At 61.7% G+C, this 14,595-nt stretch carries 16 protein-coding genes; 1 reads left to right on the forward strand and 15 read right to left on the reverse strand.

Translation table 11 applies throughout. The features are described 5' to 3' along the window. Positions 1-30: 30 nt before the first annotated feature. The 6 genes from BW934_RS06010 to BW934_RS06035 form a co-directional block, all read right to left on the reverse strand. Positions 31-1,584 carry an APC family permease gene (locus tag BW934_RS06010; RefSeq protein WP_234969649.1) on the reverse strand — a complete coding sequence of 518 codons (1,554 nt, stop codon included), beginning with the start codon at positions 1,582-1,584 and terminating at the stop codon, positions 31-33. A gap of 467 nt (positions 1,585-2,051) precedes the next feature. Further along, positions 2,052-2,276, reverse strand: coding sequence for a hypothetical protein (locus tag BW934_RS06015; RefSeq protein WP_076346141.1), 225 nt, complete (start codon positions 2,274-2,276; stop codon positions 2,052-2,054). Next, positions 2,273-3,247, reverse strand: a complete 975-nt coding sequence (locus BW934_RS06020; protein WP_076346143.1) for a 4-hydroxy-3-methylbut-2-enyl diphosphate reductase — start codon at positions 3,245-3,247, stop codon at positions 2,273-2,275. Before BW934_RS06020 ends, BW934_RS06015 begins: the two co-directional genes overlap by 4 nt. 57 nt (positions 3,248-3,304) lie before the next feature. Beyond that, a complete protein-coding gene (locus BW934_RS06025) occupies positions 3,305-4,810 on the reverse strand; it encodes a nicotinate phosphoribosyltransferase (protein WP_076346145.1) in 1,506 nt (501 codons plus the stop codon). 38 nt (positions 4,811-4,848) lie between these two features. Further along, positions 4,849-5,724, reverse strand: coding sequence for an inositol monophosphatase family protein (locus BW934_RS06030; RefSeq protein WP_076346147.1), 876 nt, complete (start codon positions 5,722-5,724; stop codon positions 4,849-4,851). 16 nt (positions 5,725-5,740) lie between these two features. Next, positions 5,741-6,130: a DUF3886 domain-containing protein gene (locus tag BW934_RS06035; protein WP_076346149.1), complete on the reverse strand. Its 390-nt coding sequence runs from the start codon at positions 6,128-6,130 to the stop codon at positions 5,741-5,743. Positions 6,131-6,670: 540 nt separating this feature from the next. Here BW934_RS06035 and BW934_RS06045 point away from each other — a divergent pair. Then, positions 6,671-6,952, forward strand: a complete 282-nt coding sequence (locus BW934_RS06045; RefSeq protein ID WP_076346153.1) for a hypothetical protein — start codon at positions 6,671-6,673, stop codon at positions 6,950-6,952. A 41-nt stretch (positions 6,953-6,993) separates the two neighbouring features. Here BW934_RS06045 and BW934_RS06050 read toward each other — a convergent pair whose 3' ends face one another. The 9 genes from BW934_RS06050 to ald form a co-directional block, all read right to left on the reverse strand. Continuing rightward, on the reverse strand, positions 6,994-7,428 hold the full coding sequence (locus BW934_RS06050; protein WP_076346155.1) for an RrF2 family transcriptional regulator: 435 nt from the start codon (positions 7,426-7,428) through the stop codon (positions 6,994-6,996). A 50-nt stretch (positions 7,429-7,478) separates the two neighbouring features. Then, on the reverse strand, positions 7,479-7,790 hold the full coding sequence (locus BW934_RS06055; RefSeq protein WP_076346157.1) for a non-heme iron oxygenase ferredoxin subunit: 312 nt from the start codon (positions 7,788-7,790) through the stop codon (positions 7,479-7,481). Then, a complete protein-coding gene (gene sufB / locus BW934_RS06060; RefSeq protein WP_076346159.1) occupies positions 7,790-9,187 on the reverse strand; it encodes a Fe-S cluster assembly protein SufB in 1,398 nt (465 codons plus the stop codon). Before sufB ends, BW934_RS06055 begins: the two co-directional genes overlap by 1 nt. Positions 9,188-9,231: 44 nt before the next feature. After that, positions 9,232-9,687, reverse strand: coding sequence for a Fe-S cluster assembly sulfur transfer protein SufU (gene sufU, locus BW934_RS06065; protein WP_076346161.1), 456 nt, complete (start codon positions 9,685-9,687; stop codon positions 9,232-9,234). Beyond that, positions 9,674-10,906, reverse strand: a complete 1,233-nt coding sequence (locus BW934_RS06070; RefSeq protein WP_076346163.1) for a cysteine desulfurase — start codon at positions 10,904-10,906, stop codon at positions 9,674-9,676. The genes sufU and BW934_RS06070 overlap by 14 nt, the downstream gene beginning before the upstream one ends. Further along, positions 10,903-12,174 carry a SufB/SufD family protein gene (locus BW934_RS06075; protein WP_076346165.1) on the reverse strand — a complete coding sequence of 424 codons (1,272 nt, stop codon included), beginning with the start codon at positions 12,172-12,174 and terminating at the stop codon, positions 10,903-10,905. Before BW934_RS06075 ends, BW934_RS06070 begins: the two co-directional genes overlap by 4 nt. A 15-nt stretch (positions 12,175-12,189) precedes the next feature. Beyond that, positions 12,190-12,975 carry a Fe-S cluster assembly ATPase SufC gene (gene sufC, locus BW934_RS06080; RefSeq protein ID WP_076346167.1) on the reverse strand — a complete coding sequence of 262 codons (786 nt, stop codon included), beginning with the start codon at positions 12,973-12,975 and terminating at the stop codon, positions 12,190-12,192. A gap of 143 nt (positions 12,976-13,118) precedes the next feature. Beyond that, positions 13,119-13,433, reverse strand: coding sequence for a metal-sulfur cluster assembly factor (locus BW934_RS06085; RefSeq protein WP_076346169.1), 315 nt, complete (start codon positions 13,431-13,433; stop codon positions 13,119-13,121). Positions 13,434-13,449: 16 nt separating this feature from the next. Next, entirely contained in the window at positions 13,450-14,562 is a 1,113-nt protein-coding gene (ald, locus tag BW934_RS06090) for an alanine dehydrogenase (RefSeq protein ID WP_076346171.1), read from the reverse strand. Positions 14,563-14,595 lie beyond the last annotated feature (33 nt).

The following is a 14,595-nucleotide window of genomic DNA, read 5'->3' on the forward strand; positions in this document are numbered from 1 at the left end:
CGGGTTTTTGCCGAAAACGTCATCGAAGGCTCAGAGCACTGCAGCGTTGATCTCCTCGTCAACCACCTGATCGTCGTCAAACACGGCCTTCGGCAGCGCCGAATTCACGCCCCAGTAGTAGAGCGCAAGCGACACCACGACGACGACGATTTGATCCCACGGAGCCGGGATGGCCTTGATGCCCCCGAACGTACCGAGGTACGACAGGATGATCATCACGGCGAAGTAGACCGCGAGCCACCAGCTCGACCGGAGCTGATCGCCAAAGCTCACGACGTCCTTCGGGACGAATTTTTGGAAAACAATATACAGGACAAACATGACCAACATCGAACCGAGCAACCACGAGTCCGTGCTCCAGCCGGTCCAATAGACGATGAGGGACGCGATGATGAACGAGAGCGGCCCGATGACAGCCATGCCCTTCAGCTTGAACGGACGGTCCAAATCGGGTGCAGTCCTGCGGAACGCGTGTGCCGAGACGGGACCTACGACGTAGGTCACGACCGTCGCCGCAGAAACGACGTTGACCATGGCGCCCCAGGACGGGAAGGGCAGGGTCCAGAAGATGGCCATCGCAAACGCGAGCCAGAGCGCCGCGTGCGGAACGCCCGTCTTCTCGTCGACGCTGCCAAACACGCGGAAGAACGTGCGGTTTCTGGCCCAACCAAAGATAACCCGGGTCGTGGCCGACAGATAGATGTTCGCCGTGCCAGAAGGCGAAATGAAGGCATCAAACAGGATCAACCATGCGAGCCACGTGAAGCCCAACACGACCGCGATGTCATGGAAGGGCAGCTTAAAGACGTTGTCGACATTGGCCCACCCCTGACCGATTTTGTCGGACGGAATGGCACCGAGGAACGCAATTTGCAAGAGCTCATAGAGGGCTGCCGACAAAATCACCGCGAGAATGATGGCCATGGGCACGTCGCGCTGAGGGCGCCGCGCTTCCGACGCAAAGCCGACGGACTGCTGGAACCCTAGGTACGCAAAGATGATGCCGGACGTCGATACCGCCGCCTCAATGCCAGAGAAGCCAAACGGCGCAAAACCGTGCGAATGGAAATTTACGCCTTTGAACTGCGTGAGCAACGTGATGACCGTAATGACGGGCACGATGAACTTAAATGCCGTGATGATGGTGTTGGTCTTGCCAAACAGCTTGACGCCGAAATAGTTGATGAGAAAGAAGATGGCGAGCAAAGCCAGCTGAACAAACCAACCGAGGACGGTCGGATTGCTGCTCTGCGGTTGCGTCAGCTGCGGCCACCACGCCGTCGCGTATTGGCGCGCCGCCTCGACCTCAATCCCTGCCACGCTCGAAAACGCCACGAGCGAGGCAAAACCGAGGAGATACCCGATGAGCGGACCGTGTGAATACAGCGGATACCGCACCGAACCACCTGCACGCGGGATGGAACCGCCAAGCTCCGCATACACGAGTCCCAAGAGAATGACGGCCACCGCTCCGATGAGCCAGCTCAGCGTGCCGCCAGGGCCCGCGGTGGAAGCGACCCTCGCCGATGCGAAGAGCCACCCCGAACCGATAATGGATCCCAACCCCACAAACGTGAGATCCATCAGTGAAAGCTGTTTTCGAAGTTTACCTTGCTGCAACGAACATCCCCCTAACGTGATGTCATCGTACACGCGAACTCTCTGCGGCGCTCCTCTGCTCGCACTCAACTTGCGCCAGGGAGGACTCCCGTTGTGTCTCAAATGCGAAAATTCAATGCAAAAGTCCGATCCAAGCCTTCAACCGCGGGAACGCCATCCCCATGCGCTGTTTGACGGTCTGCGAATCTCTCCCAATTCACCTCCCATTTTAAATATGTAAAGTTTTCTTTCAATTCTGCGCCGCCTCGGAGCTATTATATCATCCAACGTTCATTTGTCGAACCTCAGGGATGGCTTCACGCAAAAATTTTTTCGATTTTTGTCGAAATGAAAGCGTTATACTGAACTTCCGCACAGCGAAGCTTTTGCCAGCGCCCTCGACTGGCGAAAAAAAGCTACATCGCATGGCACATTTCCCGACGCGGCGGCCGCTAGTGCCCAATGTGCAGGATGTGGAGCAGATTCACGCCGCGCTCTGAAGCCGTCATTCCCGTGCCGTACCCGGCCAGCGACAAGAAGCATAACCACCCTACCCACGCAAAAAAGGTCAGGAACCCCCGGCCGCGCGTCCCTTTCGGCACGCGCAGCCGCCAGGCCCACAACCCAACCGACAACACAAAGCTTGCCCCGGCGATGAACCAAAGCTCGCGGCTCATGTCGCTTCCCGCTCCAATCCCTGACGCACACGCTCATTTCGCAGGACGGGCAGGATGCGTTGGGGATCCAACGTGCGCTTTGGGGTATGCGTAGACGGATCGTCCGGATTGAACTGCTCCAGGTATTCCAGCACTTCCTTGGTGACCGCGGTCGGCGTGCTCGCGCCGGACGTGACCGCCACGCGCTTGGCTGTCATCAGCCACTCCGGTCGAATCTCGCTCACGTCGGCAACACGGTACGCCTTGACCCCGGCGATCTCCTCGGCCACCTGCGCCAAGCGATTCGAGTTGTTGCTGCGCGGATCCCCGACCACGATGCACACGTCCGCCTGACCGGCCTGCTCGGCCACCGCTTGCTGGCGAAGCTGGGTAGCCAGGCAGATTTCGTTGTGCACCTCGGCGGTGGGGTATTTGCGGCACACGAGCTCCGTGAGTTCGCGGGTATCCCACTGACTCATCGTGGTCTGATTGGTCACGACAATTTTATCCGTGTCAAGCGCGAGCGCTTCAATATCTTCCTTGTTTTCGACGAGGTGCACATGTTCGGGCGCCACACCCATTGCGCCCTCCGGCTCGGGATGGCCCCGCCGCCCGATGTACACAATCTCGTATCCCTGCGCGACCTTTTCGCGAATGAGCTCATGCGTCCGGTTCACGTCCGGGCACGTGGCGTCGAGCACCGTCAGGCCCTTCTCGCGCGCCCGGCGCTTCACTTCGGGCGACACGCCGTGAGCTGTGAAGATGACGGTCCCACGGTCAATTTTCTCCAGTAAGGAGAGGCGATCCGCGCCGTCGAGCGTGATCACGCCCTCGCGCGCAAACGCATCCACCACATGCTGGTTGTGCACAATCATGCCCAGGATGTAAATGGGCCGCGGCAGCCGCTTATCTTCAGCCGCCCGTTTGGCGATCACCATCGCGTCCACCACTCCATAGCAGTAACCGCGAGGCGTAATTTTGACGACCTCCATCAGCCATGCCCCCTCGTCTCCATCATACCCCAAACGACGTTCACGGGCACGCCGAGCTTACCGCCTCCACTCGTGCAACAGGCGCTGCTTCAGGTCCCAGAGCGGCTTGGACAAGTCGACGTGGTACTCGTGCGGATTCAGGTGTCGCCTCACCTCGGACGAGAACGCGGAAATTTGCGTTTCAACCCGGGCCTGGATCTCCTGCACGGTCGGCAGCTCGTAGACCAGCTCGCCCGACACAAAGACGGGACGAAGCAGTTCCTCGATCTCGTAGTTCTGCACCACTTTTCGCTTATACGTGTGAATCGGGTGGAACAGTTCCAACGGCTCGGACGGATCGTACACCTCATCGTCGAGTGCGATGAGGTCGGCCGTCGCCGATCCGTTCACGTACAGGCGCAGGACCTTTTTCTTGCCGGGATTCGTGATCTTGTTCGGGTTCTCGGAGATTTTAATTCGCGGCTCCATCCGATCCCCAAACTGCTGGGCGACGAGCTTGTACACGCAACCGAGCGACGGGCAGTCCTCGCTCGTGATGAGGCGAGTGCCGACGCCCCACGCGTCGATCTCGGCACCCTGCGTCAGAAGGTCGCGGATCGTGTATTCGTCGAGATCGCTCGACGCGATGATTTGAACGTCGGGGAGACCTGCGTCGTTCAACATCTGCCGGGCGCGCTTGGAGAGGTAGGCGAGATCGCCGCTGTCGATGCGGATGGCCTTGAGCGATTGGCCAGCGGCCTTCATCTCCAGCCCAACGCGGATGGCATTGGGGACACCGCTTCGCAGCACGTCGTACGTGTCCACCAGCAACACGGTGTTGTCCGGAAACGCGGCGCGATACGCTTGAAACGCCTCGTACTCGCTGGGGAAACTCTGAATCCAGCTGTGCGCCTGTGTCCCTGCAGCCGGGATGTTGTATGCCTGCGCGGCGAGAACGTTGCTCGTCGCCACACACCCGCCGATGAACGCGGCGCGAGCGCCGAAAATGGCCGCGTCGGCGTTCTGAGACCGCCTGAGCCCCATCTCGATGACGGTGCTGCCAGGATGTTTCACGTTCGTCCGGGCCGCCTCGACGATCCGCCGCGCCTTGGTGGCAATCAGGCTCTGATGATTGATGAAGGCCAACACCGCTGACTCAATCAGCTGAACCTCCGCGATGGGACCCTCCACGCGCAGAATGGGCTCGTTTGGAAACACCACGGTGCCCTCAGGCACCGCATACACGTCGCCGCGAAATCGGAAATGCCGCAGATAATCGAGAAAATCGTCGGAGAACATCCGGAGCGAGCGAAGATACGCGATATCGTCCTCCGAAAATGACAGCTGATGAATGTACCACACCACCTGCTCCAGGCCGGCGGCGATGACATAGCCGTTGCCGCACGGGTTCCTGCGGTAAAACAGATCGAACACCACGCGATTTTCGTGGCGTCCAGCCCGAAAGTGGCCGTACATCATGGTCAATTGATATAAGTCCGTGAGCAACGTCAGATGGCGATCCCGATACACCGGCAACGCTCCTATCTCCTCAACTCGCGCCCTCGCGCGTTCCTTCGTGTCCATCGGCTCATCCCACCCCTGGCTCGACTCATGGCCTCGCGTCAATCGGCTGTCAGGCGCGCCCCGAGGGTCCGGAGCAACTCGCCGTCGGATCCCGCGCACACGTCGCGCACGCCGAGCGCATACGGTTCGCCTCGCATCGACTGGATCACGCCGCCCGCCTCTTGGACGAGGAGCGCGCCGGCCGCGAGATCCCATGCGTTGAGATCGAACTCCCAAAACACGTCGATCCGGCCCGCCGCCACGTACGCCAAATGCAGTGCGGCGGCGCCGAGCGTTCGCAGGCTCTTGACCTCGGAAATCACATCTGCCGCGCGGTGCATGACCTGCTGACGGTGGCGATGCCGAACTGGCAGGCCCGTCGCCATCACCGCGCGCCGGAGTTCGCGCACGCCCGACACACGGATGGGTTTGCCTGGCCAGCGCGCCGAGGGCGACTCGAGCCACGCGCGGATATCCTCCCCTCCCGCCGCATACGCCCCCTCGCCCCGCAACGCGTAAAACCACTCATCTCGGTAGGGATCGAGAATCACACCAAACCGCACTTCGCCGGCGCGGGCGTAGGCGATCGAGATGACGCTGAGCGGCAGCTGGTGGACGAAGTTGGTCGTGCCGTCGAGCGGATCGACAATCCACAGGTCCTCGCAGTCGACACACCCTTCCAGGGCCTCCACGGCCGCCTCTCGGCCAGGGCGAACACCCTCTTCTCCGAGAATGCGGTGCGTGTCAAACGCCTCGGAGAGCGTGCGGCGAATCGCCTCTTCGCAGGCGCGATCGACGTCCGTCACCACGTCCGCCAGAGACGATTTGGTCTCCACCACGAGTTCCGTTCGATAGCGCGTGATGATGTGATCGCCCGCCGCACGTGCGGCTCGAAAGCCGACCGCGGCGAGCGAAACGTAAGACGCCTCCAACATGTGTCACGTTCCTTTCTCAGTCGTCGCCCTTAAAGAAATGCCAGTCGAGCTTCGACTGCTCGAGCAACGCTTCAAACGACACCTCTTCGTCGCGGGGATTGAGAAGTTCCTCAAACGACACGTCGTCGTCTTCCGACGGGGCGCGCTTCGCGCCCCTGGCCACGCCTGACTTCTTCGGCGCGCGCTGCGGCGCGGGAGCGGCGGGCTGTTCCTGCGGTTCGAGGGCCTGCCGGAGCGCCAACAGCTTTTGTGCCACCTCTCCGTCCAGCGCCTCTTCGAGCTGGACCGTTGACCGGTTGGGCAACGGGGGTTCCTCTGCCTGGGGCTTCGGCTCTTCGCCGCGCGCATAGGCGGGCTTATCCAGCCCATCTTCGTCCCGCTGTTTCAAGGGTTTCCGTTTGGCCATCGCACATGCCCCCATTCCCTAGCTTCGGCCTGGCGGTCTACGACACACCTGGCATCTTCGCGAACGCGAACGAGCCGCGCGAGATGAACTGACCTATCCGATTTGCTACAATACCCGTAGTTTGGTCCGATGACAAGCAGAGGAGGCGCATTCCCATTGCGGACTTTTTTCTGGGTACTATTCTGGGTGGCCGTCGTGGTCGTCGGCATTGAGACCTTCATCCCCCGGAGCGTATGAGCCACGATGTAGGCGCCGGCGCGATGGGCCCTATCGTCGTGCGGCGCCTCTCCCGCGTCCCTCCGTTGACGACACCTCCCGCTGAGACACCTCCCGCTGAGACACCTCCCGCTGAGACACCTCCCGCTGAGACACCTCCCGCTGAGACACCTCCCGCTGAGACACCTCCCGGCCAAAGCCAGAGCACCCTGCCATATGCGCGCTCCGCCGGCATGGAAAAACTGGCGAATCGCCGCTGCCCGCGGTATACTGGGGATAAGATGGCCTTTACACGGGAAGACGGCATGAAGGGGGGCTGCGGAAATGGAGGTCTACCGCTCAGACGCGTGGTCGAACGCTCATTTTCGGGTGAAAGACACGCTTGCGGCGTTGTTGAACGAAATGCGGGACTGCGGATATAACCCGAGCCACCACATTTCGTATGACGCAGACGAACACCACTTGCTGGTCGATCCTGTCATCCTCCACAAACACCCGTCCATCAAACAGGTGTACCTTGAATACCTGGACGCGTGCCACGAGCGAGACAAGGCCGTCGAACGAATCCAGCAGTTGCCCAAGCTTGATCTCGGGTTTACCAACTAAACCAAAAACCGCATGAACGCCAAAACGACGACGTGCCGCTTCTACACTTGAAGCGGCACGTCGTCGTGCATGACATCCGCGAGCGAAAGCTGATCGAGGGCTCGCGCGATGGCCTTGGTCACCCGCACCCAGACGCTTCGCGCGTGACACCCCGCGTAGAGATCGCACGAAGCGCTGTCGGGATCGGCGTCGTCCACACACGCGATGGGCGCGAGCGATCCCTCCAAGACCCGCACCAATTCCCCGACCGAGATCTCTTCCGCCGGACGGCTGAGGTGATAGCCGCCGTTGACACCGCGCACGCTCGTCACGAGATTCGCGCGGCGCAGTTTCGCCATGATCTGGTCCAGGAACGGCTCGGGAATCGCCTCCGCTTCCGCGATGGCACGAAGCGGGATGGGCCGCTCGTGCCCCGCCATCCTCGCGAGCGCGACCATGGCCCTCAGGCCGTACTCCGTTCGGCTTGAAATCTTCAAGTTATCCCTCCGTTCCGCGCCGAGCGCGGAGGGCGGGATCGGCGAAGAGTTCAGCCCTCGTCGTCGATCCACACTTCTCCGCCGCGCACCTCCACCGGATACGTCTGCAGCGGAATCACGCAGGGGAGCGACTTTGGCTCGCCCGTGCGAATATCAAACTTGCCCCCGTGCCGCGGACAGTGCACGATATGCCCTTCCAGGCGGCCCTCCGTGAGCGACTGGGCCGCGTGCGTGCACACGTCCGACGTCGCGTAAAAACCATCCTCGGCGTGGTAGATGGCGACATCGTCGTAGGGAAGCTCGACGCGCTTCATCTCGCCCACGCCGATCTCGGCCACGTCCGCCACCTTGATCCAAGCCATCAGCCGATCGAACCTTCCATTTCGAGTTTGATCAGGCGGTTCATCTCCACCGCGTACTCCATGGGCAATTCGCGCGTGAAGGGCTCGATGAAGCCCATGACGATCATGCGGGTTGCCTCTTCCTCCGGGATGCCGCGGCTCATCAGGTAGAACAACTGCTCCTCGCTCACCTTGGACACGGAAGCCTCGTGTTCCAGGGTCACGTCGTCATTCATGATCTCGTTGTACGGGATGGTATCCGACGTCGAGTTGTCGTCGAGGATCAGCGTGTCGCACTTGATGTTGGCCTTCGCGCCCTTCGCGTTGGGCCCGAAGCTCGCGAGCCCTCGATACGTCGTCTTGCCCCCGTGCTTGCTAATGGACTTCGACACGATGGTCGAGGTGGTGTTCGGCGCCAAGTGCACGACCTTCGCACCCGCGTCTTGGTGCTGGCCGCGGCCGGCCACCGCGATGGACAGGACCATCGCCTTCGCGCCCTCTTCCTTCATGTAGACGGACGGATACTTCATCGTCAATTTGGAACCGATGTTGCCGTCGACCCACTCCATGGTGGCGTTGCGATACGCCACGGCGCGCTTCGTCACCAGGTTGTAGATGTTCGGCGCCCAGTTCTGAATGGTGGTGTAGCGGCAGCGCGCGCCGCTCTTCACGATGATCTCGACCACGGCGCTGTGCAACGAATTCGTGCTGTAAATGGGTGCCGTGCAACCCTCGACGTAGTGCACGAAGCTGTCTTCGTCGCAGATGATGAGCGTGCGCTCGAACTGGCCCATGTTCTCCGAGTTGATCCGGAAGTACGCCTGCAGAGGCACTTCGCAGCGGACGCCCTTGGGGACATAGATGAAGCTGCCGCCGCTCCACACCGCGCTGTTCAGCGCAGCAAACTTGTTGTCTTCGGGCGGCACGACCGTCCCAAAGTACTCCTTGAATAACTCTGGATACTCGCGCAGGGCGCTGTCGGTATCCATGAAGATGACGCCCATCTTCTCGAGGTCCTGGCGCATCGAGTGATACACCACTTCCGACTCGTACTGCGCCGACACGCCGGCCAAGAACTTCTGCTCAGCCTCGGGAATCCCTAGCCGGTCGAAGGTCCGCTTGATCTCCTCCGGCACTTCGTCCCACGAGCGGCCCTTCTTCTCCGTCGGTTTCACGTAATACGTGATGTCGTCGAAGTTGAGCTCGCTCAAGTCACCGCCCCACGTGGGCATCGGCTTCTGTTCAAAAATCTCGAGCGCGCGCAGGCGGAAATCCGTCATCCACCCCGGCTCGTTTTTCATCATGGAGATTTGCTCCACCGTCTTGCGCGACAGCCCCTTGTCGAGCTTCGCCACGGCGATGTCGGGATCGTGAAACCCGTACTGGTACTCTTCCATTTCCGGCAGCACTTTCGCCATGTCAATCCCCCCAGACTGGCGGCCAAAACCGCCTGTTGCTCGGATCACTCACCCAACGTTTCTTCTTCGACTCGACCGCCCTGCGGGACGGATGCGGCGCGTTCGAGCGCCTGCCACGCCAGCGTCGCACACTTGATCCGGGCCGGAAACTTTCGCACGCCCTGCAGCGCCTCAAGTTCCCCCAGTTCGTCGAGATCGACCTCTTCGCCGCGCATCATGGCGCGAAACTCGTGCGCGAGGCGGACGGCGTCCTCCACGGGCTTGCCTTTGATGGCTTCCGTCATCATGGATGCCGACGCCATGGAAATGGAACATCCGCTGCCCAAGAAACGCACGTCTTCGACCACGCCGTCATTCACGAGCAACTGCAGGTGGATCTCGTCTCCGCAACTCGGGTTGCGCAGATCGACCGAAATGGCCCCGTCGTCGAGCGTACCGCGGTTGCGCGGATGCTGGTAATGGTCCATGATCACCTGGCGATACAGATCATCCAATTGCATGGCCAAAAAACTCCTTTGCCTCGAGGACGGCATCCACGAGCGCATCGACGTCTTCCTCGGTGTTGTACAGGTAAAAGCTCGCGCGCGCGGTTGCCGGGACGTTGAACAAGCGCATCAGCGGCTGTGCGCAGTGGTGACCTGCTCGAATGGCCACGCCACGCGAATCGAGGACCGTGGCGAGATCGTGCGGATGGACGCGTCCCAAGTTGAACGTCACCAGCCCTGCGCGAGACTGCCCCGGCGGCGGTCCGAAGATGGTGACGCCGTCGATCTCGGCGAGCCGCTCGACGGCCTTCGCCGCAAGCGCCGCGTCGTGCCGCTCGATGTGCTCCATCCCCACCTGTTCAAGGTAGTCCATCGCAGCAGCGAGCCCGATGGCGCCCGCGATGATCGGTGTGCCGCCCTCGAACTTCCACGGCGCCTCTTTCCACGTCGACTCATACAAGTCGACGACGTCGATCATCTCGCCGCCGAAGTAGGTCGGCTCCATCTCCGCCAGCCGTTCCGCCTTGCCGTACAGCACGCCAATGCCCGTGGGCCCGAGCATCTTGTGGCCCGAGAAGGCGAGAAAGTCGCAGTCCATCGCGACGACGTCGGTCGGCATGTGCGGAACGCTCTGGGCGCCGTCGACCACCACGATAGCCCCGTGGCGATGCGCGATTTCAGCGATCTCTCGCACGGGATTGACCGTGCCAAGCACGTTGGACACGTGCGCGATGGCCACAATCCTGGTCCGATCCGTCACCGCCGCCTCGACGTCCTCCAGCCGGATGGTCCCATCCGGCTGCAGCGGCAGGTAGCGGAGCGTCGCCCCCGTCGCCCTCGCCGCCTGCTGCCACGGGATGAGGTTCGAGTGGTGCTCACTCGGCGGCAGGACGATTTCGTCGCCCTCCCGCAGCTTGGCGCGCGCATACCCGTGCGCGATCATGTTGAGCGACTCGGTCGTCCCGCGCGTGAACACGACCTCCTGCGGCGATCTCGCCCGGATGAATCGCGCCACCCGTTCGCGCGCCGACTCGTACGCTTCAGTCGCGCGCGAACCCAGCGTGTGCACGCCGCGGTGCACGTTCGAGTTGTCGTGCTCGTAGTAGCGGACGATGGCTTCAATCACCTGGCGCGGCTTCTGTGACGTCGCCGCGTTGTCCAGATACACGAGCCGATGTCCGTTGATTCGCTCGGACAAGATCGGAAAATCCTTGCGAAGCTCTTCCGCGTTCATCGCGCAAGCTCCCTTTCCACCCTTGACACGACGAGATCGCGCATGGCGTCCGAAGGCAGCGCCTCGACCGAGTCGCGCAGGTAGCCCCAGATGATCATCTGCACGGCCACCGACTGGGGGATGCCGCGCGACATCAGGTAGTACACCTGCAGCGGATCGATCTTGCCGACGCTCGCCGCGTGTCCGCAGCGCTCCACGTCGTTCTCGTCGATCAAGAGCATCGGAATGGCGTCCGCGCGAGCCGTGCCGTCGACCATGATCATCCGGTCGTGCTGCTCACTCCCCGCGCCCACGGCGCCCTTTTCGATTTGCGTGCGGCTGCGGAAAATGACGTTGGCCCGGTCGCGCAACGCGCCGCTCATCGCGATTTCGCTCTCCGTGTGCCGCCCCACGTGGCGCATGCTCGCCGTGATCTCCACGTGCGCCCTGCCGTGCCCCACGCCCATCACGCGCGCGAAGCTCCGGCTCCCTTGGCCCACGAGCGCGCTCTCGATCCACTCCACCGCCTGGCCGTCCGACGTGTCTGCCACCACCCAGTCGACTTCCGCGTCGTTTTCCGTCTGAGCCCGGCGCGTCACAAAGTGCATGCCGCCTCGGACCCACTCGTCGGCCGTGGCGATCTCGACACGGCTCGCCTGCGACGCGTACACCTCGAGGACGTGACTGCTCACAAACGGCGAGCCACCCGCCGCAAACGTCGTCTCGGCATAGCGGACGCGCGCGAGCGCATCGGCGACCACCAGGCTGCGGGAGCAGGCGCTGTACGGACCGCCCGTCCAGACGTAGACGATCTCAATCGGCTGCTCCAGCTCCGCGCCGCGCGGCACGCGGACAAACACCCCGCCCAAAAACAGGGCCATGTTCAGCGCGGTCCACTTCGCTTCCTCGGCCGGCACAATGGCGCCGAAGTGGCGTTGCCACGCATCCGCGTGCGCCTCGCACGCTTCGTGGATGGGCACGAGCTGCACGCCCTTCTCTCTTGCCTCGTCCGCCAGCCGAATTTCGCGAACCCGCCCATCGACCACGAGGGCGTAGGAATGATCGAGCGCGCGCACATACGCCAAAGCGTCCTCCGGCACCGGCGTTTCGGACGGCTCAAATTCGCCCACGTCCCAGCGCACGCGGCGAAGATCTGTCTTTTCAAGCCGAGGCACTTCGAGGGACTCAAACAGCTTCCACGCCGCATCCCGCTTTTCGGTCACGGCCTTGGATTCCTGCAGCGCCTGGGCGACGCGCAGCACTGGATTCAAAGCGGTCACTTCTCCCATGGCTGCGTCACCCCCTCAGGCTTCCACTTCGACGGTCTCATCTTCGATCCCGAGTTCCTGCTTCAGCCAATCGTAGCCCTTGGCCTCGAGCTCCTCGGCGAGTTTCGCGTCGCCCGATTTGACGATACGCCCCTGCATCATCACGTGCACCACGTCCGGCACGATGTAATTCAAGAGCCGCTGATAGTGCGTGATGATGAGGAAGCCGATGTTGTCGGAACGCAGCTGGTTCACGCCGTTCGCGACGATCTTCAGGGCATCGATGTCGAGGCCGGAGTCGATCTCGTCCAAAATTGCGATGCGCGGCTCCAGCATCGCCATCTGAAGGATTTCATTGCGCTTCTTCTCGCCGCCCGAGAAGCCCTCATTCAGATAGCGTTCCGCGAAGGACGGATCGATGCTCAATTCCTTCATCTTCTGCACAAGCCGGCGATGAAACTGCAGCACGGGGATCTCGTTGCCCTCGCCGCGGCGCGCGTTCAACGCCGTGCGAATAAAGTTCGCATTCGAGACGCCAGGCACCTCCGCGGGATACTGCATCGCCAAAAACAGGCCCGCCCGCGCCCGCTCATCCACCGACATCTCCAGCACGTTCTGGCCATCGAGCAGGATTTCCCCATCCGTCACCTCGTAGTGCGGATGCCCCATGATGGCGGACGCCAACGTCGACTTTCCCGTCCCGTTCGGACCCATGATCGCGTGGATTTCTCCCCCTTGGATGTGCAGATCCACGCCCTTCAGAATCTCCTTGCCCTCGACCTGCACGCGAAGGCCACGAATCACGAAATCTGGTTTGCTCACAGCGACCGACCTCTCTCTTTTCGCCTGTATCTCGGCAACGTAATGTTGACTTCACAAGTCATGTTTCGATTTCAAGGGTACCACATTGACGGCAAAACGCAAGCTGGCGCAGGGCCCTTGCTGGGCCCTGCGCGATTCTTCGCTTAAAACAAGTACTTGAAAACCAGCTTGGCCTCTTCGGACATCATCTCTTTGTCCCAAGGCGGATCGAACGTCAACTCCACGTCGACCTGTTCGACCCCTTCCAGTTCCGACAACTTCTCGATGATTTGCTCCTTGATGTCGTCAAACAACGGGCAGCCCATCGTCGTCAGAGTGACGGTGACCTTGATGCGCTTTCCGCCGTCCTGGATGTCAATGCCGTAGACCATCCCCAGGTTGACGATGTCGATCTGGATTTCGGGGTCGAGCACGTCCATCAGCACCGTGCGCACCTGTTCCTCGGTGACCACGCGCATCCCCCCTCTATTCATTTTACAGCAAACTGTCAATCGGCGTATATGCCATGCCCAGCGCGTCGGCGACGGCCCGATACGTCACGTGGCCCTTGTACACGTTCACGCCCCGGGCCAAGGCCGGATCGCGCCTGAGCGCATCCTCGCGTCCCTGGGCCAAGCGCAGCGCGTACGGCGCGGTGGCGTTGGTGAGTGCCAGGGTGGACGTGCGCGGAACTGCTCCGGGAATGTTGGCCACAGCGTAATGCAGAACGCCGTGCTTTTCAAACACAGGATTGGAGTGCGTCGTGATGCGGTCAATGGTCTCGATGGAACCACCTTGATCGATGGCCACGTCCACCACGACGGCGCCGCGGTTCATGCCCTTCACCATCTCTTCGGTGACAATCTTTGGCGCGCGGGCACCGGGAATGAGCACCGCCCCGATGAGCAGGTCGGCGCCCTCAATCTGCTCGCGCAAGTTATAGGGATTCGACATCATGGTCCGCACGCGGCCCTGGAACAAATCGTCGAGCTCCCGGAGGCGCTGCGGGTTGTTATCCAAGATGGTCACGTCGGCGCCCATGCCCGCGGCCACGCGAGCCGCATTGGTGCCGACAATTCCGCCACCCACGACGATCACGCGCGCCGGCAAGACGCCCGGAACCCCGCCAAGCAGCACACCGCGCCCGCCGTGCGCCTTCTCCAAGAAGTGTGCCCCAATTTGGATGGACATCCGCCCCGCCACCTCGGACATCGGGGTGAGGAGCGGAAGAGACCGGTCCTCGAGCTGCACCGTTTCGTATGCGACAGCCGTCACACCCGACTCCACGAGTGCCTTGGTCAGCTCGGGTTCGGGCGCGAGATGGAGATACGTAAATAAAATGAGCCCTGACCGGAAGTAAGAATATTCAACCGGTTGGGGCTCTTTGACCTTCATGACCATTTCGGCTGTCTTCCAAACCGTTTCTGCGTCCGGGACGATGGTCGCGCCTGCGGCGATGTAGTCTTCGTCTCGGAACCCACTTCCGTCTCCCGCACCTGCCTCGATGCGAACCTCGTGCCCTTGGTCGACCAGCGCGTGGGCCAGAGCCGGCGTGATGGCGACGCGGTTCTCGTTGTCCTTGATTTCCTTTGGTACGCCGATAATCACGTTTTGATCCCCCCAGCGTGCGTTGGAGCCATT

Source organism: Alicyclobacillus vulcanalis (assembly GCF_900156755.1).
GTDB lineage: Bacteria > Bacillota > Bacilli > Alicyclobacillales > Alicyclobacillaceae > Alicyclobacillus > Alicyclobacillus vulcanalis.